The organism is Parashewanella sp. 2210YD4-3, assembly GCF_056591735.1.
The window spans coordinates 38857-64151 of the sequence record NZ_JBWQOG010000014.1 but is presented as its reverse complement, the minus strand read 5'-3'; the positions used below and the strand labels follow the sequence as shown (position 1 = coordinate 64151).

Below are 25295 nucleotides of genomic sequence, written 5' to 3'. Positions count from 1 at the left end.
TACCTATTACTCTTTACTAGTTAAATTTACGATAGCCAAGCTGGTCATGGCTTCAACACCTAATTTCAGTGCTGATTCATCTACATAAAAATTGGGCGAATGGTTTGCCGCCACTTTTGATAAGTCTTGATCTTTGGGAGTCACGCCTAAAAAGAAAAACAGCCCAGGCGTCTCTAGCGCATAATATGAGAAATCTTCAGCACCGGTAATAAGACTTGGTTCTATTAGATTCCCTTTACCGACCACATTTTCCAATACTGGACGCATTTGCTTTACAAATTCAGGGTTATTGACTGTCACTGGGTATCCGTGTTGGATTTTAGTCTCCGCTTTCGCGCCAAGTGTCTGTGCTGACAGATTGGCGATTTCAGGCAAACGTTTCTTTATGTCCGCTCTCATATCTTGGTCAAAAGTACGAATAGTACCAATGAGCTCAACTTCATCAGGAATAATATTGCTACGAATACCACCATTAATGGCACCAAAGCTCACTACTGCTGGCGCTTTGGTCACATCGACCTGACGGCTAATAATGGTTTGAACGCTGTTGATCACTTGCGCTGAAGCCACAATCGGGTCGACTCCTTGCCACGGGCGAGAACCATGAGTTTGCTTGCCTTTGACCTTAATCGTAAATGAATCTTCACTGGCCATAGCAGGGCCACTTCTTAATGCAATGGTACCTGTATGCATGCTTGAGGTAACATGAAGCCCTAATACTTTTTCAGGCTTGCGCTCAGCAAAGAGCCCCTCTTTGAGCATCAATTCAGCCCCCCCCTCTTCACCTTCGGGGGCACCTTCTTCGGCAGGCTGGAAGATAAACATCACATCACCGGCTAATTGGTCTTTTATCTTCACCAAGTTGTGCGCCACTCCCAGCAGCATGGCCACATGAGTGTCGTGACCACAAGCGTGCATCACTCCCACTTTTTGGCCACGATATTCAGCTGTTGCCTTCGATGCAAATGGAATATCGACTTGTTCAGTCACTGGCAAGGCATCCATATCGGCACGAAGTGCAATCAGTGGCCCTGACTTTCCACCTTTAAGCATTGCCACTACTCCGGTATGAGCAATGTTAGTTTGCACGTCTAGCCCCAACGCTTTAAGTTCTTTTGCCACCAGCTTACTGGTATTAAATTCGCGATTGGAAAGCTCAGGGTGTTGGTGAAGCTGGCGACGTAACTCGATTACTTTTAGTTCGATTTGTTGAGTTAATTGCTTAGCCGTGTTTGCATTAACACTAGGGCTAACAAGAATACCAAAGGTAGATAATACGGTTAAGAATAATGTAGATTTGAATCGGGTAGTCATAGGCAGATTCTCTTTTTTTGCCATATACTACAGAGCTTTATCATAATTGTTAATGCTTTAAAAGAAACAATATTGAAACTAATTGTTAACAACAATGAGTGGTGGAATATTTCCACAATATAATATTGAAATTAACCTTTTTTCATCCATAACAAAAATCATTGCCGTACAAAAACATATCATTTACTGTTCATAAAACAATTGATTTTTTTGATATTTATGGCTGAAAGTGCAATATCAAAGCAAGAGTCTCCTCCTTATAACATGCCTTCTGAAACTCACGGTGGAATAACCCAAGAGTTACAATTAATAAACCAACAAATTCGCTTGCCACCAGGCATGAAAAACAGGCAAGAAAAATCATTTTCTGTAAGGGTTGTAGAAGATCCTCATTGCCATACTTCACAATTCCATTCTGGTAATATTCATTTGTTGCCCTGCCCCGCGACCAACATACAGGCTTTTGACATCCCCTCAGATGAACAAAAACTCTTAACCACGCTTAGGCAAATCATAAATATGTGGCGTCGATCACCACAAAGCGGTTTGAAATTTTCTAGCGACAAGCATCAATTAACACTCAATATCGGCTCGATTGAGAGCATGCAACCGATTGAACTGGTCTCTTTCTTTTTAAATCACTCTCAGATTCGATACCAAGCAGCAAGTGTCTATGACGCTCTAAATATTGGCCATAGTTCAGAACTGTACGATTATTGCAAGGTAACCAATTCTTCTTCGTTACATTCAAGGCTCACCAATTACCCAGTTGAGCACCAGAAGCACATTTTAGGCTACTGCTTAAATGAAATGATGCCATCATCGAGTAGCAACCAATACTATTTGATTGCTCATTTTATTCTCTGTGAACCTCAGGGTTTGCTTGTACAAAATGGAAGGCTCAATGGCTATCCGCATCAGCGTATCGAACTCATACCCGAGCACTGCTTTTGCTCTTCTCCTCTTGCCAAGTGGGAATTGCTATTAGAGAACTTTGTAAAGCTAATACAGGTATTTCAGCTTATGACTAATGGCATGAGCGATGAACAGCAAGTAATTCAATTAAATGCAGAGTGTACTTACTTCCTCCAGTTTTATTTCAGACTGACTCAAGGGGTAAAATCAAAGCCATTTAAACAGGAAGGACAATTAGTTTACCCAAATACAAAGTTAAACCATCTCAGTCGTTTTGTTATTGGGCACTTAATGCAGTCAGCGCTTGAAGTGTATTTGTTATTTTGTCGATGGCTAGAACAACCACCATCTTTTCAAGGAGTGTTCAATACAGATGAAAGTGGATTAACAAAAAGTTTTGCACTGTTGAACATTCAACAAAAATCAGAATTTTCTCTAAAAAAAGCGGCACAAGTGACACTGAATAATAAGCGGCTTACGACGCTCGCTGGTAATATTGAACTGGTTCAATTTATTATTAAACAGCACCAAGATAAACCTATTTATGCGTTTGAATTTTTAGCACTCTCGACAATTCTCAAAGATCATGAACAACATATATTACAAGGGATCCTAATACATTTAGTTCAAGAGCCCTTTCCTTTTGACGATGCTATGAATAGCATTGCTACCCAAAGCTTTGAGCAGCTTGCTAAGGAATTCCCATGGAGTAATGAGTACTTTTTAAATCTTTACTCTGCTAAACAACACTTACAGGCCTTGGATGAAAATGGCGTCACTCGTGAATACCTTAAAGCATGGCTGTTGGTTACAGCACCAGAGTTAATTCGAGACACATTTTCTCTGAGCTTACAGTGGCTAACCATAATGACTCATCAACAAATTATGTATCGAGCACTCATCGATTTATGTCTGCCTCAAAAGAACCCAACCCCAGATAACACTCATTATGAACATCCAAAAGAGGGCGTTTTTGAAATAACTGGAGCAGGTTTAGTCGCAGCAAATATTTTTAAGGCTATGAAAAGTGAGTACCCTCAGTCTTGTCACTGCCAACACTGTAATAGCTTATTATTCCAGATTGATTATGATAACCATCAAAATAGTACTGTTAATAAAAACCCTGTTTTCTATTGTGCTGCACGTCAAATCACGCTCTGCAGTAATTGCGTAGAACAAATGAGATCAAAGCAGCACCCAGATGCATTACGCGCATCCTCTATGCCAGAGAATATATACTCGTGATACCTGAATATGCAGGATTTCAGCGAGAATTAATTGCCATTTAGGTAAGGCACTTACCCGCAGTAATAGTTGCCCTATTGCAAGGGTAAGTAACGCAGCGTAGATGGCAATTAAACTCGCACTGCGTGGGCTTTTCAGCGTTGATTCTTCTTTGTTGCGAAAGTTTAAATGAGCCCGCTAGTTCTACACTTTCAAGCCTCGAATAATGCAACGCTGAATTAGCCCTGAAAGTTGCATCTTCAAGTATCACGAGTATATAACCACATCGTCACTAATCACTTCAAGTTTCCACCTGTATTGCTTGGCAATCCATTCAAATGTATCTATCGAATAAAAGCAAATATGGGTAAGATCGTTTTTATAATGCCAACGGCTAAAGGCATTCACATCTTGAACGCGTTTGGTCATTAATGCTAGCAAGCCATTAGCGTTAAGTATGGACTGGAACAATTCAAAGGTGGATTTAGCATCTGCAATATGTTCAATCACTTCGGTGCAAGTGATGAAATCATATTGTTCATTTAGTAGTGATTTATCATTAGCATAAAACAAATCGTAGTTAACAACACTCACACCTTGCTCTTTTGCCATGGTGGACAACACCTTGCCTTCGCCACAACCAAAGTCTAGCCCTTGAGCGTTGGCATCGACTCGCGCTAATGTGGGCTGTAAACAGCGAGATAAAAAGCCACGATAACCCGCATCATCATTGGAATTATCATGCTTGTCGTATTCAGCTTTTTCTTGCTCAACACTCAATAAAAACACATCTGGCACTTGAACAAGTTGGCATTGTGGACACCGCCAATATTCACGACGCTTATCCTCAAAATAGAAATCTATCTCTGGACTATGACATAAACGACAAGAAAATGAACTCATAAACAAAACCAATCATAAAAAAGCGTATGCTACTCTATCACTCCACTTTTTGATGCCGATGATGACATTTTTTTAGACTTTTTCGCAGCCGCTTTAGCTCGTTGTAACTGTTTTTCAGTTCGTTGCTTAGCTTGTTTAAACTCTTGATTCGCTTCTTTATGCAGTCTACTTCTCCAATCCGGCTTTTGTTCATGCTTATAGCGCTCTGCACGCTGAGCATTTTTTTGATTGGCACTTTTGGCTTTTTCGAGTTGTTGTGTCACTTGCGAGTCTTTATGAGAAGTTAACTTTGTCGACGCTTGGGCCTGTTCTTTAACCTTAGGTGACCACTTTAGGCGTTTTTTCTCGCTTTCGTGACAAAACGAGGAAAACGAAATACTGATGAGTAAACCGCAAGCAATTATTGACCATTCCTTAGTCATAACAAAATCCTTTTAATAACGCGCTTGTACATGCTTAGGCATGTGGGCAAGTTGTTGTTCGATCATGGCATCAAATGCCGTTAATATTGGCGTAATGTCCATTGTTGGCTGTAACGCCTGTAGCCCATAAGCGGCGGCTTCTAAACTCGATAAACTGTCAGCACGATGAGCTTTGCGTATTCGATATCGGCTTGGAGTCGATGACGAAAAATGCAGCGCTTGAAATGATAACAACCACGGATTTAATTTCAATATTTTTAAAGCCTTACGCCACGTTCCATCAAGGACAATTAACACTCCTTGCGACTTGTGCTCAATGTTCTCGGCCTCAATGCTGTTGTCTGATGGATATAGTAAGAAGACAGGGCGTTGCTCCGCCATGAGCTCAGCTCTCAGATCAGTAAAGTCTTGCTCAGTTTCTCCAACCACAACCCGAACCTTAGTCAAAAGGTGTGGCAATAACCTTACGCTATTTTTTGCATGTCCAACTTCACTTGGGTGTTGCATGATCACCAGTTCAATATCATTGTTCATCAGCGTCAACTGATCACACAGACACTGCTTGACTAGGAACTGACATTGCGGACATACGGGACGCGGCACAACATTCTCACAAAAAACGGAAATTTGAAAAAATTATACCAAGTTCGGTTGTTGTTTGTGGCAAATTCAGAAAAGATAGCGTCATTTGCAAGGAATTAAGGAAGCTTTCGATGCCAACTCGACATGTTAACTGGTTTTTCACCGCCATATTATCTGCAACAGTAACTTATTCGGCTCAAGCTGAAACCCAATTTGTTAACGATAGCATTTTACCGCCTGTCCCAGAATGGCAAGGCCAAAGCACTGCGCTCATGCAAGAGGCTTCACAAACATGGAGTACGCCATTTGAACGCACAAATGGCATGGAAAGCCCAAGTTATGCCGATACGTTCAAGTGGCTTGATAAACTCGTAGCTGAAACCAATATGCTTCATAAAGTCAGCTTAGGTAAAAGCCCTCAAGGTCGCGATATTTGGATGATTGTAGCCTCTAAAGAGGGGTTAACTACAGCGCAAGCTCTCGCAGAACAAGGGAAACCTAAGGTACTGGTACAAGCCGGAATTCATGCCGGTGAAATCGACGGTAAAGATGCTGGTATGATGCTGTTAAGAGACATGGTTAAAGGCGATAAAGCCGCTTTGTTAGACAGAGTTAACCTGTTGTTTGTGCCGATTTTTAATGTTGATGGCCATGAGCGTTCCGATACCCATAACCGCGTCAATCAACGCGGGCCTGTCACTATGGGCTGGCGCACCAATGCTACCAATTTAAATCTTAATCGAGATTACGCCAAAGCCGACACTGTAGAAATGCAGCATATGCTGAATGCAATCAATCACTGGCAACCTGATTTATACATCGATATTCACGTCACTGACGGTATTGATTACCAGTACGACATCACTTATGGCTATAACATACCCCGAGGATTGAGTCAGGCCAGCTATCAATGGTTAGATAGCATCTATCGCCCTGCCGTTGACGATGCTCTTAGCCAAGCAGGGCATATTCCAGGGCCTTTGGTGTTTGCCATGGATAAAACCGACCTTTCAAAAGGGTTATATCACTGGATAGCATCACAACGCTATTCTGATGGATATGGCCATGCTCGCCATTTACCCACGATTTTAGTGGAAAATCATAGTTTAAAGCCGTTTAAGCAACGTGTACTTGGCACCTATGTTTACCTTGAACAAACCCTGAAAACATTAGCTAAGAATGGCACCAAGTTAAAAACCGCGATTAAACAGGATCAGTATGCATACCCTAGCCAAATAACGTTAACGTGGAAAAGTGAAACTCAGTCTCAAGGCTGGGACTTTAAAGGCATTGAGTATGTTAAAGAAATCAGCTCTATCAGTGGTGACCAAGTAGTACGCTGGACAGGAAAACCAAAACTTTTCCCTAACCTGCCCGTGATTGGGAATACCACTCCTGATATCACTATCACAAGACCGAGTGCTTATTTTATTCCACCGCAATGGCAGCAAGTAATTGAACGATTGCAACTACACGGCATTCGGATGACGCGCCTTACAAAGCCACAAACCCTCAACCTCAAACAATATCATTTTGATGATCACACATTTGCAGCGCAGTCTTATGAAAGCCACCAGCGCGTCAAGGTTTCCGCAAACTTACACACGGTAACGTCCACGCTCCCAGCAGGCACTGTGAAAATTACCACTAAGCAACCTCTTGGTAATTTAGCCATTATGCTATTAGAGCCACAGTCTCCTGACTCTTTTTTGCAATGGGGCTTTTTCAACCCCATCTTTACTCGTACTGAATACATGGAAGATTATGCGGTAGAGCCGATGGCTGAAAAGATGCTGAAAGCCGCGCCTGAGCTGAAAGCTGAATTTGAACAAGCGTTAAAAGACCAAGCCTTTGCGGACAACCCCAAAGCCAGACTACGTTGGTTTTATGAGCGTAGCCCATACTTTGATGAGCAATACTTAACATATCCAGTATTACTTCAACATTAAATGACTTCTGTCTATTCCTATCCCATTGCCACACTGATGGCGATGGGATTTTTCACCACACCTTAGCCTGTTTCACTAACTTTATTCTTCACTACAACACCAAGATCATCTGTAGCCCTTTAAAATCAATGAATTACATAATGGCATGCTTCGTGCTAATTTCGTTGCAATAAGAATGAACTAAGGACAGATTAATGAAATCATTTTCGACATTATTGGTTGTACTATCAGCTCTATTACTTAATGGCTGCTTCATCCAAATTAAAGGCGCTTTCGCTGAACCAACCGTCCACCAACAGCAAACCCTTGAACTTTCAGCAGCCGATCTTACTCATCTTGAAGCTGAAGTCACTTCCGGTTTCTTAACCATCAAAGGTGTCCGCGGACAGCAAAGTGTCCAAGTTCAAGCGGACATTCATACCTATAATGATGTTCCAGCTATCTTAACTTTAAAGCCTTACGGTGATGCAGCTAAGCTGGTTGCCAAATTTGATACAGAGCGATTTTATAATCGTTCACCGCGAATCGATTTAACCATTACCGTTCCACACAACCTGATGTTGGACATTCGCGATAGCTCTGGTGACATCAAAATTGAATCTGTAAATGCAAATATCACCATCAATGATGGCTCAGGCGACATCAACATTCATCAGGGAAAGCAGATCCAAATCAATGATGGTTCTGGCGATATTGAATTATTAATGGTAGACAAAATTAATATCAAAGACGGTTCGGGCAGCATCAACATTGATAACAGCAAGGCGGCCACCATTAAAGATGGTTCAGGTGATATTGAGTTATCTAAAGTGACTGGTGATATTCAGATTAACGATGGCTCAGGCAGCATTGATATCAATAACACCCAAGGCAAAGTAACCATTAATGATGGTTCAGGCACTATCGACCTTACACATATTGGTGGTAATACCAAAATCAACGACGGTTCTGGTGAGATCTACGCTGAACATATTAATGGAATCGTAACAATCGATGATGGCTCAGGTAGCATATCAGTTAAGCATACTAAAGGACTTAATATCATTAACTCCGGCTCTGGTGGGCTCAGCTTTAAACACATTGATGGGCCAGTATCAGTCGAAGAATAATACCACTCACATCAATTCACTGTGATTTTTTGGAGAGCATTAGCAAAGGAAATATAAAGTTCAATGACGGATGGTATAATACTTTCCCGACGCAATACTGAGTAGCCGTTTCGCTCAGTATTGCCCTTTAATTAAGGCTAACTTTTGGGTTCGAGTTAGCTTTTTTATGGCGATTTCTCGTTTAAGCGCCGTACTTTTATCTGTCACAGTCTCTTGATAGAGCAAGGTCAATGGACCTTTTCCACGCAAAAATTTCGCAGCTTTAGTACCGCCCTGTTGATGCTCTGAAAAACGACGTTCAACATCCGTTGTTATACCTGTATACAGTGGGCCATCATTGGCACATTGGATGATGTAGATCCACCAAACGGTTGAAATAGTGGTTAACGTATTATTCTCTTTAGTAAGCACCTTATCCAATCCCTTTTGCTCTTCGTAACAATTTATTTTTTTCTTTTAATTTGCTAGCTTTCTTTTCATCAAGGGTACTTAATCTTTCTCCATCTTCTGAGAGATATTCATGGTAGCTAGGTGTTCCCATTTTCGCCCGTGCTATTGCTGCTTGTTGTGCAAGACTAAGCTCCACAGGGCTTGTCTCTTTGATTTGGTATTGATCTTGAAGTTTACTCGCAAAATCATTGTGGATTTGCTCAATAGTCTCATGCTGCATAAAATAAATTAATGCTTTTTGCTTTTCAGAATCTCTGGTAAGACATAAATTTGCGCTAAATTTTTTTATATCTGAAGTCAACCCCCACAAAACACTCTGTTCATATTTATAGGTAACATGAACCTCTGTGTAGGGCGGATTTGTTTCACTTTCATTCAGCCCTTCAGCATCATTATTAGCTTCTTTGATTACTTTAGCAGGCATATGAGATGATAATTTTTTGAAGTCATCATCTGATAAAGAAAACATACTATCTTTGGATGGATTCCAGAGCGAATCTAAAGTAATAGAGGGTAATGTTGAAACTATGCCTTGTGCCATCGTTCATCTCGTAAGAAAGTGCTATCTTATATTGATACTACTTGTTACTCCTTGCTAATTGCTGAACCTGCTTAAAAAGATAGTAATTTAAACAATCCCAAATATTCTTAATCTATCGCTCATTAGATAAAAAAACGTCAAATGAGTTAAGTTCGGTACTAAAAGGTCAGCGAATGGCTGACCTATCTTGAATGACTAATGACTAATGACTATTCAGCATCTTCAACATCTTCTTCAACAAGCTCGACACTCTCTTGATACCAAGTCGTTAAAATACTCAGTACTTTTGGCTTACCTAAGCCTTTTAATGAAGAAAAAGGTTCAACTTGGACAGAATCACCAAAATCAGCCAGTTTCTTACGAACTTGATTAACCGTCTTCATACGAGCACTTTGAGCTAGTTTATCCGATTTGGTCAGCAAGGCCAGCACAGGCAATTCACTATGTACTGCCCATTCAATCATTTGCATGTCGAGGTCTTTAAGTGGATGACGACAATCCATCAGCACCACAACCCCAGCAAGGGCATCACGTTTTTGTAAATACTCACCTAAAGCTTGCTGCCATTTTTTTTTCATGGCCAATGGTACTTGAGCAAAACCATAACCGGGTAAATCCACTAAACGACAGGCTTCGTTAATTTCAAATACATTAATTAACTGGGTTCGTCCGGGAGTTTTACTGGTTCTTGCTAAACCTTTTTGCTCAGTTAACGCATTCAAAGCACTGGATTTTCCAGCGTTGGAACGGCCAGCAAACGCAATCTCAATGCCTTGGCTCTCACCCAAGTGTTGATCTAGGTGTTCAATATCTGGAGCACTGATAACAAACTTTGCTTTACGGAAATCTAATTCAGGGGCAACCACGGTTTACTCCAACTTATTCAATCTTAATACTATAATTCAACTCGAATTACTTACTTTTCTACATTTTCGTGTAGAATATTAGGTTGATAACAATATTACCACGCTTACGGGCTATGCTTGTAAGTTCAGGACAATAATCTTAACAAGAAGTTGGAACGCCATGAAAAAGTTAGCTCTTGTGCTGTCTGTTATTATTGCCGCAATCTCTGCTCCAGCATTTTCAGCAGAAGGCAATGCAGAAGCCGGAAAAACCAAAGCAATGTTATGTGCTGCCTGCCACGGTGTAGACGGTAACAGTTTAGTCCCAATGTACCCAAAGCTAGCAGGGCAACATGCAGAATACCTTGTGAAGCAATTACATGATTTTAAGAAAGGCTCAGCTTCTGCTGGCAAAGAAGGTCGTTTCGATCCAATCATGGCTGGCTTTGTTGCGACAATAAACGATCAAGACATCGCTGATCTTTCTGCTTATTTTGCTAGTCAGAAGTCAAAACCAGTAGCCGTTGCTGATGTACCTGCTGCAGGTAAAATGCTTTATGAAGCAGGCGATGCAAAACGCGGTATTACTGCGTGCATGGCATGTCACGGCCCACAAGGTAAAGGCATGGGCATGGCTGGTTTCCCACACTTAGCAAGCCAGCAGCCAGACTATATCAAAGCACAATTAACGAAATTCCGTAGCAAGTCGCGTCACAACGACTTAAACGGCATGATGCAAGATGTCGCTGCTAAACTTACTGATGCTGATATTGATGCATTGTCTAAGTACATCGCTAGCTTAAATTAAACTTTTTAAGCCATTGAATACTTAGTATTAGTAACTTAAATTATCAAAAAAGGACATATTTATGTCCTTTTTTAACCTTAAACACTTTACGTTAACGTAAAGGTAAATATTGTTATTTTTTTATTGACATTAATTTGTAACTTGGGTTTAATGCGCCTGTACCAAGAAAAACCCAGCTGTCGAACTAAGAAAAATAACTCCGTCGAACAGTTCTTGGCACAGAATATTTAAGAACAAGAATAAAGTTACCAATAATAAAAATACGATTTAAACCGCTCTCCAATAATAATAAGAGTTGTGGTTTCAACTTGAAACCCAGGTTCGCTACGTTGTAAGGAAAAGGTCGATTTTGACCACTCGCTATATAGCACTGCCTTACCCAACAACAATAAAATAAACATGGATAGTTGATTCAGCATCAAAGATGATGTTCAGACACAAATTTAAGTGTCACTCAGTCGTAATTACGACACTAACCCATAAAATGTCTGGATGACTCATAATAAAAAATGGTGCAGGGACAGCTGTTAGTAAAGATACCGACCGGGAGCGTCGCTACGCAGGTAAGGAAGCTTGGTTAAAAAGAATAAGGTGTCTATACACTTGTGCTACAGGCGGCAGATTCACTCTGCCGCCTTTTTTATTTTCAAAGTACGTTCGTGCTATAATCTTAGCCATTATTTTTTCCACCTAAAATTGAGCGACTCACAGCGCTAGTTTAGGTTTATCTCTGGAATATTTATCCAATGCCTCGCAGTAAAAAAACACGTAAAGTGGGTGATAGCACCCCTAAAAATGCTCCTCGCACCAAAAAGGCTGAGCGCATCGTATCGAAAAAGAAGCGTAAAACCGGCAAAGCCTCTGGTGCACGTCATAATGAAGTCACACTCAAAAAAGCTTCACCAACTTATGATGCGAGTAAAGATCCTCGCCATGGTAGTAAAAAAGCCATTCCATTAACTGTTGAGCCAAAAGCAGAAGTAAAAGCTGATGTGCCAACAGCTAAGAAGCCAAAAATGAGTGACGAACAACGTCTGTTAAGCATCGAGGAAGATCCACGTCTTAATCAGCTGTTGGATCAACTCGAAGAAGGCCGTACCTTAAGCGCAGAAGATCAGAAGTGGTTGGATACTCAATTGGATGAAATTGAGCGTCTGATGAAAAAACTGGGACTTGATGAGCAAGCAGAACAAGCGCCTGCAAAAGTTTCTGATGATGATGCCTTATTTGATCGCTTTGAATCCGGCGCTGATGTTCTACAGGATTATCAGCAAGGATAATAGCCATGACAATCAGTCTACTTGTTATTCCTGCGGTATTAATTGTGATGGCATTAGCCGCCTACGCCACTTATTTATTACTTGAGCTACGTAAACAAAATCAAGCCAAAGCTAAGGCTGAAGCAGATCAGCAACAAAAGCTCAAGGAAAAGCAAGATTCGGTCATCGAGGACATACGCTATATTGCTGCCGCTATGCTTGAGGAACGTTGTGAGCTTTCAGAAGGTGTAGTACGTATTGCACGATTATTTGAAGTGGCTTTACTTACTGAACGTGTATCAAGTCATTATCCGAATTTATATGCTCACTTTGAATGTATCAAAGAGCACCCAATCAAAGAGCAACGCAATGCCCTACCTAAGCAAGAGCGGATGAAATTAGATTTAGCGCGAATGAAATCTGAATCGGCTTTGGAAGCGCCAATTTTAAAAGAAGCTGAAACACTGCAGCATTTTGAATTGGCCAAATTCAGTCATTAGATAATTATGAATATCAAGAGCCGCTATTGCGGCTCTTTCTAATTATTAAATTTTTCATTGACTTTAACTCATTGTTTAAAGGAGAATTAATATAATAATCATATAGGAATGATTACCTACCCCACTTTACTTTAAAGGACTTAAGTAATGAAAAAGCTTATTCTTGTAGCCTCTATTTGCTCTTTGCCTCTTTTAACTGCATGCCAAAGCACTCCGCAAACAAAAAAAGAAGTCGGTCAACTTAACTTTTCTTATAAAACCCAAAGCACAAGTAAAAAACTCGATAAAACAATTTCTATAGTCTCACCAATATACAAATCTGCTGAATCGACATCCAGTCCAAGAAATAATTACAGTCAATCTTCTTTATTGGCATTAGCTCAAATGAACTCACGTAAAATAAACGTCAACTTCAATCGACACTTGGGCCAATATGGTAACCGTTTAGCTTCTGCTATGGGTGATACTTTCCATGAAATTGTAATTAGTAAAGGATTTAAAATATCTGGACCATATGAGACATTTGATGATATTACTTATGGTGATAAAAAATCTTCATATTTAGCTCTTGTTCCTGATCTTAATATTTATGTAGATCAAAAAGTTTTGAACTCTGAGTGTTCACACAAAAATGGTTATTGTGAAAATGTCGGGACAATTCAAATTGGTGGCTCTTTAAACATCAAATTGATTGAACCATTAACCAAACAAACTTTTTTTAGTAAAAGAATTAATTTATCAAAACTAACAGCTCCTCGAGATTATGTTCAAAGAAAGCATTACAAAGCACAAAGTGATAGCCTTTTAGGAATGGCCGTTAATTCTCTTACAGCTGGTAAATCAAAACCTCTAATTGATAATACAGATAAAGTGCTTGTAGAAGCTTTAAACGAATTTTTTGCAAAATCAATGAAAAAAGTTGACGGGTATATCTCAACTCAAGAAGTAATGAGTTTTGAAAAAGACGTTACTGCTATTAAGAACCTAAAACGTTTCTAATGCTCAGCTACTGTTTTTCATTTTGTTTCAGCGTTTAATAAAAAGAGCCGCTTTCGCGGCTCTTTTTATGTATGTTTATTTGGCAGTTACTTGACCTCTCTACCCGCTTTAATCACTAAACTAGGCCTTTCTAGTAATGTAATGTCATTCAATGGATTACCTCTCACCGCAACGATATCGGCACGCTTACCTTTGGCTAAATGACCAATATTATTAGCCCCTAGAACGCTAGCTGCCACTGATGTCGCACTTTGAATCGCTTTCATCTCAGGCATACCAGCTTCGACCATTAAAGTGAACTCTTTACCATTTTCACCATGAGCTCCAACACCTGCGTCAGTACCAAAAGCAATAGTAACCCCTGCTTTATAAGCTCTAGAGAACATATCTTTCATTTTCGGTCCAATAGTAGCGGCTTTAGGTCGCACTACTTCTGGGAAGTAACCATCAATTTTGGCTTTTTCCACCACAAAGGCACCTGCACTTAAGGTCGGCACTAAAGCGACATTATGTTTTTTCATCAAAGCAAAGGTTTCTTTATCAAGGTAAGTACCGTGCTCAATGGTGTTCACTCCTGCCAAAATTGCCCGTTTAATGCCTTCTTTGCCATGACCATGCACTGCGACTTTAAAGCCGTAATCTTTAGCGGCCGCAACAATGGCTCTTAGTTCTTTGTCAGTAAACTGTGGGTTTTGGCCATTTTTTGCCATCGACAAAACGCCGCCAGTGGCGGTAATTTTGATCAAATCTGCCCCTTCTTTATAGCGTTGTCGTACCGCCTTGTACGCATCATCAGCACCATTTATCACCCCTTGTTTAGGACCCGGATCTCCCATCATTGCGAGTTTACGGCCATTGGTTCCATCGGCATGTCCACCGGTTGTCGCAATCGATTTTCCTGCCGTATAAATGGTTGGACCTTGAACATAACCTTTGCTGATAGCATTACGTAACGCTACTGAAGCATTACCCGTATCCCCTAGCTCACGAACTGTAGTAAATCCAGCTTTGAGGGTTTTCTTGGCATAAGCTGATCCGCGTAAAGCAATATCAGCAGGATTTAAGGTAAATGGCTCCATATAGGAGTTTGGACTCATTTGGTAGGATAAATGAGTATGCATATCGATAAAGCCCGGCATAACAGTACCCTGTCGATAATCAATGACTTCATCACCTGCTTTCGCCTTGACATAACCACGCTTAATATCGCTAATGCGATCATTATGCACCACCAGCGTAACTTTTTTTTGTGGCTTATCAGACTTGCCATCTATCAACTGGCCAGCGTATATCAATAGTTCAGCTTGTGCAGTGAAACTGGAAACCAGTGTTCCCATCAAGATTAACCGTAGGGCTTTGGTATTCATTATGTTACCTTTTTGTTTATTTTTTGCAGAACAATTTACTATACCCTTGCTGCATCAGTATGCAATACGGGTTTGCTGACTCTCATGACAAGGAGTATTCATGGAGCAAGTTTGGGATAATGATAATTGGCTTGAAGAGATCAATCATTGGGTATCAGAACAATTAGCCATTCAAGATATTTGCGGCATAGGGTCATTACAGCCCGTATCAAGTTGGGGACTGGGCCATGTGTTTAAACAACACATTCGTCAGGGTAATGTCTTTTTCAAAGCGACAGCTAAACTGCCACTATTTTCTAACGAAGCCCTTTTGAGCCAACAGCTTCATGCTCTATGCCTGCCTACACCTGAGGTTATAGCCATAGATCAGCATCATCAATATCAATTAACTCGGGATTTTGGTGGCGGCTTGCCCGAAGATAGTTCAACAACAATATGGGCAAACGCTTTTCAGCAATTGGCTCATTTACAATTTAAATGCATCCCGCATATCAATACGCTCCAGCAAAATGGTTGTTTACACCGCCCTATAATCAAGCTCGTCGAACAGTTAGAAAAACTCATTGAGGAACCTTGCCTACGAGCCATGCTGTCAAAGGACATGCTTATCAAGCTTGATAAGGCTCTTGTGGCTGTTTCTGCTGATATCCATCAGCTTATCCAATTGGATATTCAGGAAACGCTCGTTCATGGTGATCTGCATATTGAGAATGTAGCACTGAACAATGATCAATTTGTGTTCTTTGACTGGAGTGATGCTTGTATCAGTCATCCGTTTATCGATGGAACCTATTTATATCGCATGCCAGACTCCACTGATAAAGCACAGATTATTGAACACTACCTCGCCCCTTGGAAACAGCAATATCAGCCTGAACAAGTGGTATTGGCTTGGAAGCATTGTCAGCGCGTTTGCTATGCTCATCAAGCCGTATCGTATGCATCAATGATGTTACACTTGCCACCTGATGCAAGAGCCGAGCTTGAAGTAGCCTTTCAAAATGCTTTCAAGCGGTTGCTAACAATATAAAGAACATACTGTCAAAAGCACAATATGCGTTAGATCAAAGTTTTGCGTTAGGGTATCAGGCATACTTCACACACTTTCGCTCATTCTAATAACGCCGGAGAAGCATTGTGAGTTATTCCTCAAAGATCCGCTGGGATCAATCCATGATTGAAAAGTACAATTACAGTGGTCCACGTTACACTTCTTATCCAACGGCATTAGAGTTTGACGCGAGTTTTACAGAAGACCAATTTTTAAAAGCGATTGAGACCAGCAAAAGCCGTCAGTTGTCGCTTTACATTCATATCCCATTTTGTGCCAAACTTTGCTACTACTGTGGTTGTAATAAAGTCATTACTCGCCACAAGCATAAGGCTGAGCAATACCTAGAGTATCTAAAGTCTGAAATTTTAGCCCGTGCACCACTGTTTAAAGACTATCAAGTGACGCAAATGCACTGGGGCGGTGGTACTCCAACTTACTTAGAGCCAGAGCAGATTCTATGGCTGACTGATCAACTAAAATCAGCCTTTAACTTTGTTGATGATGGCGAATTCTCAATTGAAATCGACCCAAGAGAAATTGAACTGTCGATGCTTGATACCCTTAAACAAGCGGGCTTTAATCGTATTTCAGTGGGTATCCAAGATTTCAATAAAGAAGTCCAAGTGGCCGTCAATCGCGAACAAGATGAACAGTTCATATTTGACTTGATTGGTCGAGCTAAAGAACTCGGATTCCAATCCACCAATGTGGATTTGATCTATGGTCTGCCGCATCAGACAGCTGAAAGTTTTGCCAAAACCATTGCCCGTACCATTGAGTTATCTCCCGATCGTTTATCAGTGTTTAACTATGCTCACCTCCCTGCTCGGTTTGCGGCGCAGCGTAAAATCAAAGACGAAACCCTGCCTTCACCTCGTGAAAAATTGGAGATATTGCATCAATCTATTGAAGGATTAACGGGAGCGGGCTATCAATTTATCGGGATGGATCATTTTGCGAAACCCGATGACGAGCTAGCCAAATTACAACGTGCTGGTAAGTTGCACCGTAATTTCCAAGGTTACACGACTCAAGAAGAGTGTGATTTATTAGGCTTAGGCGTTTCTTCTATCAGCCAGATTGGCGACTGTTACGCCCAAAACCAAAAAGAAGTCAAAGACTACTATCAGGCCATTGATGACAAAAGCAATGCGTTATGGAAAGGCTGCTCATTAGATAAAGATGATGAAATTCGTCGTGCAGTGATCAAGCAACTCATCTGTCATTTCGAACTGGATATGGCGAAGATGGAGCAAGAACTGGGTATTGAGTTCGAAACCTATTTTGCTGAAGATTTGAAACTGCTTCAAACTTTTATTAATGATAAGTTAGTCAATATTGATGACCGAGTGATCACCATTGGTGAAACGGGTCGCCTTTTGATCCGCAATATTTGTATGTGTTTTGATAAATATTTCCGCGAAAAGGCACGTCAGCAACAGTTTTCACGAGTGATTTAAGGCATAAAGTATCATAGGGTAAGCGATTGATTCGTTTACCCAACTCTCATTAATCTTCAATCTGATATGGTTGTTCTTGATAATCAAACATCAATTTTTCTGAGGAGCTTATAGTTAGCAAGTACTGACTTACAGCTTTAATTCCTTGCTTTATTTCATCATCAATCATGATATCGACCACGTACTCTCTGCCTGTAAAGGTTTGTTCAATGTGCTCAATATCAAGGCCTTGAACTGATCCTGAAATATCAATGTATTCAGGCTTAAATAACCACGAACCGGATTGAGATAATGTAATCTTAGGAAACAATACCTTAGCTTGCTCTGTAGTGAGAATATTTCCACACTCCATAAACTGGGCGACTGCAACCGATGAGGGCTGATTGATCAACTGTAATGGTTCATCAAATTGAGCAATTTTACCCTCCAGCATCACCGCCACTTTATCAGCAAACGCAAACGCCTCTTCTTTAGCATGAGTCACAAAAATACAGCTGACATTGGCCTTTTTGAAAATGGCTTTTAGTTCCGCCATCATCTGCCGCTTTAATTGCGCATCGACATTAGAAAACGGCTCATCCATCAACAGTAAATTTGGCTTAGGCGCTAATGCCCGAGCCAAGGCAACACGCTGTTGCTGGCCGCCAGACAATTGATGTGGATAACGATCACCAAACCCAACTAAATCCACCAGCTGTAAGCACTCATCAATTCGATGTGTCTTTTCGTGCTTACTCAGTTTTGACAGCCCATAACCAATATTATCTGCCACTGTCATATGTGGAAATAGCGCGTAGTCTTGAAAAATAAAGCCAATATTACGCTTTTGCGCTGGCACAAACTCATCACCAAACACCGAAGTCCCATTGACATGGATTTGACCCGAATCTGGCGTTAATAATCCTGCAATACATTTAAGTACTGTGGTTTTACCACAGCCACTTGGACCAAGCAGACAAAGACTCTCACCCATTGCCAGTGACAGATCCAACGCTTTTACTATGGGTTTACCCGATAACGATAAACGTATCTGATTAAGCACTAATGCCTGACTGACGGATGATGAATGTGACATTAGTGCACTCCTTTGTTTTGACGATGAAGAAACAGCAGCGGTAGCGTACTCACCATGATGATCAGTAAAGCGCCTAATGCGGCATGCTCTAGCTGCTCATCACTGGCGTATTGATAGACGTAGGTAGATAGCGTTTCAAAATCAAATGGGCGTAGCAGTAACGAAGCTGGCAGCTCTTTAATGCATTCGATAAACACCAGTAAAAACGCGGTAAACACCGCTGGTCGCAATTGAGGTAAGTTAATGTCTTTGAACACCTTAAAACGTGATGAACCCAGCATTCGAGCCGCATCATCTTGATGCTTTGGGATCTGCTCATACGCCGATTGCACACTGCCATTAGCAATAGCGGCAAAGCGAACTACATAAGCCATGATCAGGGCAAACATGCTCCCCGATAGAATCAGACCCACTCTTTGCATATCAAGCTCAACCAATAGCTTATTGAGCATCAAATCAGTACTGCTCAGTGGGATCAATAACCCAATGGCGAGTACCGTTCCCGGTATCGCATAGCCTAACGATGACAGTGATAATTTAATTTTTGCCATTTTCGATTGAACAATGCGTTGCTCTTGGTTCCACAACAGAGCAATCAAACTTGCCACCGTCGCAGCGATCAACGCCAGCCACAAGCTGCTGGATAAATGCTGCCACAATTGCCCTTGAGTATTTTCTTGCCAATAGTCAGTGACAAATTGGATCAGGTATCCCACTGGCAACAGTAGTGCCAACACTAACACTGTCAGCGAGTAGCCCAAAATCATACTTAATTGCTTTACTGAGGGCTTGGCTAGAACCAGCACATCATTGGCTGATTTTTCTGTAAAATACTGTTGCTGTTTACGGCTGACTTTTTCAATCCACAACAAGCCTAATACCAACATCAGCATCATCAATGACAACTTAGCTGCAGTAAGTAAACTGCCATACACCAACCATGCATCATAAATAGCGGTGGTTAAAGTGTTGACGGCAAACAACTGTACGGTACCAAAATCAGCCAGCGCTTCCATGGCAATCAAACTGCACCCAATCACCAACGCAGGGCGCACTAAAGGCAGCTGTACCGTCCAAAATATACGCTTATTACTCGCTCCTAACATTTGTGCCGCCGCGGTCATTTGTGGGCTTTGTTTAGTAAATGCGTTTGTGAGTAGTAAAAAAAGGTACGGATACAGCGCCAAAGCGAGCATGATGCATGCACCAGTGGTCGAGCGTACATCAAAAAACCAATAATCCGTCGGTCGTTGCCAATTGAAAGTCTGCCGTAACCAACTTTGAATGGGACCTGCAAAATCCAACAACTCAGTATAAATATAGCCAGACACATAGGCTGGCATCGCCAAGGGTAGGATCAATAACATCTGCAACAGTTTTCGACCACGAAATTGATAATGACTGCACCACCAAGATGTCGGTATCGCCAACAATAGGGCAATTGCCACGCTACCGAACATAACGGATAGGCTGTTGATGATATAGTGATTCAGTACCGTTTCTTTGATTTCATTGAAACTATCATCAACGATACCAGAGAATTGTGAGCTAATAACGAGATAAATTAACGCCAGCGCAGGCAATAATAATAATGCCGTACCGACAGAGGTCACGCCTTTGAGAAAAGCAAACGCTCGCCCATGGTTAACATGTGGCGAGCGTGATAAAAAGTTAAAGCGGTAGCGTTTATTATTCAAGGTATCTGCTACTGGGCAAAATCAGAATGCAGGAAATTATAAATCAAACCCCACTTTATCGACGAGTTTTAATGCCTTCTGGCGATTTTCAGCAATCTTTTCTAAAGCAATATTATCTGCTTTAAACTCCCCCCAGCTTTGAACTAACTTAGACGGTTTCACTTCAGGATTCACTGGGTATTCCATATTCAGCTTCGCATACAAGGCTTGTGCGTTGTTGCTAGCTAAAAAGTCCAACAGCTTTTGTGCAGCCGCTTTGTGTGGCGCATGTTTTGCCATCACTGCACCTGACACATTGATGTGCGAACCACGACTTTGTTGATTTGGAAAGTTAAGATATACCGCATCAGCCCACGATTTTTGCTTACTGTCTTTGATCATCTTGCCATAGTAATAGCTGTTACCCAGTGACACATCACACAGCCCTTCTTTAATCGCTTTCACCTGAGCACGATCATTACCTTGAGGTTTACGAGCAAGGTTCGCTTTTACGCCACGCAACCATTGTTCTGTTTGCGCTTCACCGTCATGGGCAATCATAGAAGCAATCAAGCCTAGGTTATATGGGTGTTTACCACTGCGAGTACAAATGCGACCTTTGTATTCCGCTTTGGCTAAATCTTCATATTTCAAGGTTTCTAGCTTGCCAGCACGATCTTTGGACGAATACACATTACGAACGCGCTTGGTTAACGCTAGCCAGTGATGTTCAGAATCACGAAACTGTGGAGCAATGTTGTTAGAAAGATCAGACGTTAATTGATAAGACTGAGTTAATCCTGAATCTTTTAATTCAAGTAACTTAGAAAAGTTTGAAGTTAATACCAAGTCTGCAGGTGACAATTCACCTTCACGCTTTAAGCGCTGGATCAGTCCTTTCTTAGCAAACACTACTTTGGTTTTAATGCCAGTTTCTTCGGTGAATTGCTCAAGAATAGGATTGATCAGAAACGGTTGTCTGAACGAATAAATGTTTACTTGCGGCTCTGACGCTTGCGCGCTTAATGCAGAAAAAGCCAAAATAGATGTTGCTAATAACCGTTTCATAGTTCACCTCACAAATGATAATGATTCGCATTTTACCACTTGATTCGGCGATGAAAAAGGTTTGAGATCATTTTTTCAACATTTTTACATTAAACAAGTCATTGTCGGAGCGCTACACCTCATCAAAAAGAAGGGTAGATAAAACAACTTGCAGCCACTAGTGCCCAAACCAACATGGTAAACCAATACATTCCTGGCTCTGAATCACGACGATACGACTGCCAGATATAAGCTTCTCCTCGCACCAAATCAAACAACAACCACAATACTAACGCAAAACCTAACCAGTATGACCAAGGCATCATTTTTACCCATTTATTTTCAATATGACAATAATCTAAAATTATCCACTAACTCATTTAATTGTCAAGCAGACAATTAAAAAGTAGAATGAAGATTGTTCAACATAGACCATGAGGCGTTTTAATGGCAAGACCCAGCTTAGCAAAAACAAGACGAGAAGAAATCTTAGACGCACTAGAACAATGTATTATCGAAAAAGGCATTCAAGAAAGCTCGCTCGAATACATAGCTGAAACCGCCAATATGAAACGTACTATTTTGCGCCACTATATTGGCAATCGAGATGAAATCATCTGTGCATTAAGTTCACGCTGGCGTGATAAATACAGTGAGCAGTGGGAACAATTATTGTATTGGTTGCCTAAAAGGCAACGAGCACAGGCTTTGATTGATACTATGTTTTCTTCTCGCTCAAAAGATTATATCCAGCGCATAAAAGTTTCCGATGCACTTTTTTCTGAAGCCAAGCGTTTAGCTCCTATTCGAGAAGATCATAAATTTACGATGAAACAAGGTATTAAATACATATCAGATATTTTAAAAGGACAATTTCCCAACATTGAGAAAAATAAAATTGACTTAATTGCATCCAGCCTCAATGCGAATTTCATCATGAGCGAGAGTTTATTACCACTTGAACTTACCGATGAAATTTTTATGCTCAAAAAAAGTAGTTTACTGCTAATATCAACACTTGAAACTGAATAAACACTCATGTTTATTTTCTTTTTGACAATTAATGATTAACTCATTAAACTGCGCATGAATTATTCTTAGAGGGGTTTATCATGCGCATTTTCAATATAGCATTCACTACTGCAGCGATATTACTTTGTCTGGGCGTACTTATGTTGTTTCAGACAAAACCTGCTAACGCCATCGCCAATAACCCCATATCTAAAACTGAGACTGCTCAGGACAATGAAATCATAAAGCCAGCAATCACCAACGAAAAACTGGCCTATACCACTCAAGCAATTACAGGCCTGACTAAACGTACTAAGTTGCTTGAATTGCCTTCATTTTGGAGTGATTTTAGAACATCCAAAGCCGTAATTTCACAGCTTTCTAGCAACCCAAGCAAAGTATTTGTGCTATATAAAAACATCAGTTCGGATTTTTCAGAAGCCACCGTCACCATCGGATTTGATTTCAAAGAAGTAAAAAATGCCATTGGCAATACACCTCTTCCTTCCCCCTCGATGCTTCAGCAGCTTTTGCCAAAAGGAAAGTACTCTGACGCACAGCTAATCCAAGGCTGGAGTAAAATCGACTACGCTCGACCTATTGAATCTGTTGTTGAAGTCAATTACCTCAACAGTAGAGCAGAACCTGAGGCAACTCAGTTATTTGTTCAATACAAATAACTTGAGCTAATTCACTTTCATAGAATGCCTAAACAGGCTGACTTTATTTGACACTTTCTTTTTTGCATTATCATCAACGAGGAGACTATTATGTCGATTCATAAAAGTAAGCTTGCTTTACTTGTAGCATTACCACTACTAAGCATATCGGCTTACACTATGGCGAGCGATCTTAACTATAATTATGCTGAACTTGGGACTTCCATTACCAAAAATCAATATAATATCGCTAATCAACTACCTACCTTTTCAGGAAAGTCATTTAATACAGCCGTCCAATATTCGCCAGTTAATGGTGTGTATTTAAAAGGGGAGTTTAGCCGATTATCTGTGGACGATAGTGACACCGTAGGTAATACAAAGCATACAGTTAATGGCTCTGAAACTACTTTTGCTGGTATTGTAGGTTTATATCACCCAATCGCAGACAATCTTGATATTCGTGGTGGTATTGGTGTTGTCCATGAAAAGACCAGCTATGACTATCGATTCCAGATAAACAATAAAGCTATTTTCCAAAAGCGTGACGATGATGCTACTAAAGCGTATTTTGAAGCTGGGTTCAAAATGGGTCTTGATGAGTGGGGAGATTTAGATTTGATCTTATCAAGATATAACAGTGCTACCTACTTCACCATTGGCGGTAATATGCCAATTACTAAAAATATTGGTATTGATGTAGGCTACAGCTACAGCCCGAGCGGAAAAGACCGTAAAAAGTTTGGCGCTTGGAATCTTGGCGTAAGGTACAACTTCTAGAGCTAAAATGAAAAAAAACCGAGCTAAGTTTGTACTTAGCTCGGCTTAAGGGTTGATGTTCAGTAGCTTGGTACTTAACTCATATATTGGCTACAAAATAACGATTGTTATAGACGAATGCCTTCAATAGCGAGTTCTAGCTCAACATGAGTACTGGCCGGACCTAAGTCGTAGTTAATGCCGTAATCTTTTAATTTCAATTCAGTCGTGCCCACAAAACCTGCGCGGTACCCACCCCAAGGATCTTTACCTTCACCTAGCTTTTCAATTGGGAAGCTAATAGTTTTAGTCACGCCATGAAGCGTAAATTCACCCGTTACGGTACCGTGAGTCGCATCTTTAAATTCGATGTTAGTGCTTTTAAACGTCGATTTTGGGTACTTTTTAACATCAAGAAAGTGTGAATTACGCAGATGCTTATCACGCTCAGCATGGTTTGAGTCAATACTTGCGGTATCGATTTCAATATTGATCTTCGAGTCATTTGGATTGGCCTTATCCCAATTAAACTTGCCATCAAAGTCATTAAAACGGCCGTATAACCAGCTGTAACCTAAGTGTTTAATTTTGAAGTTAACAAAAGCGTGTGCGCCTTCAATGTCCACTTTGTAATCGGCCGCATTTACGCTTCCCGCCATTGCAGCAAACAAGGCTGCCATTAATACTGTCTTTTTCATCTTAGTTCCTTATGGCAACATGCGCCTTAGTGTGTCGTCTTTTTTAATAAAATGATGTTTGAATGCGGCCAACATATGAAGAGCGGCTAAGATGATTAATCCCCAAGCCAATCCCCAGTGGATCACACCCGCAATATCTTCTTGCTGATCATGCATCACTGGTAACGCTGCAACTTCAAAGACCCCAAACACATCAATGCTGCGCCCATCGGCAGTTGAGATCAGATAGCCAGAAATCATCAGCGCAAGTAATCCGACATACAACAGCATATGAGCAATGTGAGCGGCCTTATTTACCAGTGCGCTATTGGTCGCTAAATCTTGTGGACGAGGATTAAACCAACGCCAAATAACTCTAAAACCAAGTGTCAACATCAATACAACCCCTAGTGCTTTATGAAGCTCTAATGAACCTCGATACCATGGGTCGTAATACGTCAACTCAACCATATACAACCCAAGACCAAACAAACCAAATACGGCTAATGCCATGACCCAGTGTAATAAGCTGGCGACAAGCCCATATCGTTGTTGTGAGTTTTTTAGCTGCATATTTCTTATTCAAACATCAAAAAGTGAACACTAGGTTACAGAAGATTTATCTGGTCGAAAATCGACAAATATGAAAAACTATTGTGCATAAATAGACAGAGTGATTTGGGAGCTTAT

The 25295-nt window shown here is 40.8% G+C and carries 26 protein-coding genes; 12 read left to right on the top strand and 14 right to left on the bottom strand.

Annotated features, from left to right (window positions below; all coding sequences use genetic code 11):
- Nucleotides 1–6 precede the first annotated feature (6 nt).
- Complete coding sequence (locus AC1EU0_RS17485; protein ID WP_480303857.1) at nt 7–1314, bottom strand: amidohydrolase; 1308 nt, start codon at nt 1312–1314, stop codon at nt 7–9.
- A 219-nt stretch (nt 1315–1533) separates the two neighbouring features.
- On the opposite strand from AC1EU0_RS17485, the gene AC1EU0_RS17480 reads away from it, so the two are divergent.
- Entirely contained in the window at nt 1534–3474 is a 1941-nt protein-coding gene (locus AC1EU0_RS17480) for a hypothetical protein (protein WP_480303856.1), read from the top strand.
- A gap of 246 nt (nt 3475–3720) precedes the next feature.
- Here AC1EU0_RS17480 and AC1EU0_RS17475 read toward each other — a convergent pair whose 3' ends face one another.
- Genes AC1EU0_RS17475 through AC1EU0_RS17465 form a run of 3 tightly spaced genes read right to left on the bottom strand, consistent with a single transcriptional unit; the run spans nt 3721 to nt 5381 of the window.
- Nucleotides 3721–4356, bottom strand: coding sequence for a class I SAM-dependent methyltransferase (locus AC1EU0_RS17475; RefSeq protein WP_480303854.1), 636 nt, complete (start codon nt 4354–4356; stop codon nt 3721–3723).
- 29 nt (nt 4357–4385) lie between these two features.
- Nucleotides 4386–4778 (bottom strand): hypothetical protein, encoded by a 393-nt coding sequence (locus tag AC1EU0_RS17470; RefSeq protein WP_480303852.1) that lies wholly within the window; start codon nt 4776–4778, stop codon nt 4386–4388.
- A gap of 12 nt (nt 4779–4790) precedes the next feature.
- Nucleotides 4791–5381, bottom strand: coding sequence for a tRNA-uridine aminocarboxypropyltransferase (locus tag AC1EU0_RS17465; RefSeq protein WP_480303851.1), 591 nt, complete (start codon nt 5379–5381; stop codon nt 4791–4793).
- Between the two features lie 110 nt (nt 5382–5491).
- On the opposite strand from AC1EU0_RS17465, the gene AC1EU0_RS17460 reads away from it, so the two are divergent.
- Entirely contained in the window at nt 5492–7309 is a 1818-nt protein-coding gene (locus AC1EU0_RS17460) for a M14 family metallopeptidase (protein WP_480303849.1), read from the top strand.
- Between the two features lie 194 nt (nt 7310–7503).
- Nucleotides 7504–8418, top strand: coding sequence for a DUF4097 family beta strand repeat-containing protein (locus AC1EU0_RS17455; protein ID WP_480303848.1), 915 nt, complete (start codon nt 7504–7506; stop codon nt 8416–8418).
- 114 nt (nt 8419–8532) lie between these two features.
- On the opposite strand, the gene AC1EU0_RS17450 is transcribed toward AC1EU0_RS17455, so the two are convergent.
- From AC1EU0_RS17450 to yihA, 3 genes are all read right to left on the bottom strand, one after another.
- Entirely contained in the window at nt 8533–8829 is a 297-nt protein-coding gene (locus AC1EU0_RS17450) for a GIY-YIG nuclease family protein (protein WP_480303846.1), read from the bottom strand.
- A gap of 1 nt (nt 8830) precedes the next feature.
- Nucleotides 8831–9409 (bottom strand): hypothetical protein, encoded by a 579-nt coding sequence (locus tag AC1EU0_RS17445; protein WP_480303844.1) that lies wholly within the window; start codon nt 9407–9409, stop codon nt 8831–8833.
- Between the two features lie 209 nt (nt 9410–9618).
- Complete coding sequence (yihA, locus tag AC1EU0_RS17440) at nt 9619–10275, bottom strand: ribosome biogenesis GTP-binding protein YihA/YsxC (protein ID WP_480303843.1); 657 nt, start codon at nt 10273–10275, stop codon at nt 9619–9621.
- Nucleotides 10276–10435: 160 nt separating this feature from the next.
- Between yihA and AC1EU0_RS17435 the strand changes: the two genes are divergently transcribed.
- The 4 genes from AC1EU0_RS17435 to AC1EU0_RS17420 all read left to right on the top strand — a co-directional run bounded on the left by AC1EU0_RS17435 (nt 10436) and on the right by AC1EU0_RS17420 (nt 13820).
- Nucleotides 10436–11062 carry a c-type cytochrome gene (locus tag AC1EU0_RS17435; RefSeq protein WP_480303842.1) on the top strand — a complete coding sequence of 209 codons (627 nt, stop codon included), beginning with the start codon at nt 10436–10438 and terminating at the stop codon, nt 11060–11062.
- A gap of 746 nt (nt 11063–11808) precedes the next feature.
- Nucleotides 11809–12342, top strand: coding sequence for a Der GTPase-activating protein YihI (yihI, locus tag AC1EU0_RS17430; protein WP_480303841.1), 534 nt, complete (start codon nt 11809–11811; stop codon nt 12340–12342).
- A 5-nt stretch (nt 12343–12347) separates the two neighbouring features.
- The gene (locus AC1EU0_RS17425) at nt 12348–12821 is read left to right on the top strand and encodes a DUF2489 domain-containing protein (protein WP_480303839.1); all 474 of its coding nucleotides are present in this window, start codon (nt 12348–12350) and stop codon (nt 12819–12821) included.
- Nucleotides 12822–12968: 147 nt separating this feature from the next.
- Nucleotides 12969–13820 carry an HpaA family protein gene (locus AC1EU0_RS17420; RefSeq protein ID WP_480303838.1) on the top strand — a complete coding sequence of 284 codons (852 nt, stop codon included), beginning with the start codon at nt 12969–12971 and terminating at the stop codon, nt 13818–13820.
- Nucleotides 13821–13906: 86 nt separating this feature from the next.
- On the opposite strand, the gene AC1EU0_RS17415 is transcribed toward AC1EU0_RS17420, so the two are convergent.
- A complete protein-coding gene (locus AC1EU0_RS17415; protein WP_480303837.1) occupies nt 13907–15187 on the bottom strand; it encodes a metal-dependent hydrolase family protein in 1281 nt (426 codons plus the stop codon).
- A gap of 100 nt (nt 15188–15287) precedes the next feature.
- Between AC1EU0_RS17415 and AC1EU0_RS17410 the strand changes: the two genes are divergently transcribed.
- The gene (locus tag AC1EU0_RS17410; RefSeq protein WP_480303836.1) at nt 15288–16217 is read left to right on the top strand and encodes a phosphotransferase; all 930 of its coding nucleotides are present in this window, start codon (nt 15288–15290) and stop codon (nt 16215–16217) included.
- 107 nt (nt 16218–16324) lie between these two features.
- Nucleotides 16325–17701 carry an oxygen-independent coproporphyrinogen III oxidase gene (hemN, locus tag AC1EU0_RS17405; RefSeq protein ID WP_480303835.1) on the top strand — a complete coding sequence of 459 codons (1377 nt, stop codon included), beginning with the start codon at nt 16325–16327 and terminating at the stop codon, nt 17699–17701.
- Nucleotides 17702–17750: 49 nt separating this feature from the next.
- Here the strand turns inward: hemN and AC1EU0_RS17400 are convergent, their stop codons facing one another.
- The 4 genes from AC1EU0_RS17400 to AC1EU0_RS17385 form a co-directional block, all read right to left on the bottom strand.
- The gene (locus tag AC1EU0_RS17400; protein WP_480303834.1) at nt 17751–18776 is read right to left on the bottom strand and encodes an ABC transporter ATP-binding protein; all 1026 of its coding nucleotides are present in this window, start codon (nt 18774–18776) and stop codon (nt 17751–17753) included.
- Entirely contained in the window at nt 18776–20473 is a 1698-nt protein-coding gene (locus AC1EU0_RS17395) for an ABC transporter permease (RefSeq protein ID WP_480303833.1), read from the bottom strand. Before AC1EU0_RS17395 ends, AC1EU0_RS17400 begins: the two co-directional genes overlap by 1 nt.
- Before the next feature lie 36 nt (nt 20474–20509).
- On the bottom strand, nt 20510–21520 hold the full coding sequence (locus AC1EU0_RS17390; RefSeq protein ID WP_480303832.1) for an extracellular solute-binding protein: 1011 nt from the start codon (nt 21518–21520) through the stop codon (nt 20510–20512).
- Nucleotides 21521–21642: 122 nt separating this feature from the next.
- On the bottom strand, nt 21643–21825 hold the full coding sequence (locus AC1EU0_RS17385) for a hypothetical protein (protein WP_480303831.1): 183 nt from the start codon (nt 21823–21825) through the stop codon (nt 21643–21645).
- Between the two features lie 121 nt (nt 21826–21946).
- Between AC1EU0_RS17385 and AC1EU0_RS17380 the strand changes: the two genes are divergently transcribed.
- From AC1EU0_RS17380 to AC1EU0_RS17370, 3 genes are all read left to right on the top strand, one after another.
- Entirely contained in the window at nt 21947–22531 is a 585-nt protein-coding gene (locus tag AC1EU0_RS17380) for a TetR/AcrR family transcriptional regulator (RefSeq protein ID WP_480303830.1), read from the top strand.
- An 80-nt stretch (nt 22532–22611) separates the two neighbouring features.
- Nucleotides 22612–23190 (top strand): hypothetical protein, encoded by a 579-nt coding sequence (locus AC1EU0_RS17375; RefSeq protein WP_480303829.1) that lies wholly within the window; start codon nt 22612–22614, stop codon nt 23188–23190.
- Nucleotides 23191–23280: 90 nt separating this feature from the next.
- The gene (locus AC1EU0_RS17370) at nt 23281–23949 is read left to right on the top strand and encodes a hypothetical protein (protein ID WP_480303828.1); all 669 of its coding nucleotides are present in this window, start codon (nt 23281–23283) and stop codon (nt 23947–23949) included.
- 107 nt (nt 23950–24056) lie between these two features.
- Here the strand turns inward: AC1EU0_RS17370 and AC1EU0_RS17365 are convergent, their stop codons facing one another.
- Both AC1EU0_RS17365 and AC1EU0_RS17360 read right to left on the bottom strand, forming a co-directional pair.
- Nucleotides 24057–24626, bottom strand: a complete 570-nt coding sequence (locus tag AC1EU0_RS17365; RefSeq protein ID WP_480303827.1) for a YceI family protein — start codon at nt 24624–24626, stop codon at nt 24057–24059.
- A 9-nt stretch (nt 24627–24635) separates the two neighbouring features.
- Nucleotides 24636–25178 (bottom strand): cytochrome b, encoded by a 543-nt coding sequence (locus AC1EU0_RS17360; RefSeq protein ID WP_480303826.1) that lies wholly within the window; start codon nt 25176–25178, stop codon nt 24636–24638.
- Between the last annotated feature and the right edge of the window lie 117 nt (nt 25179–25295).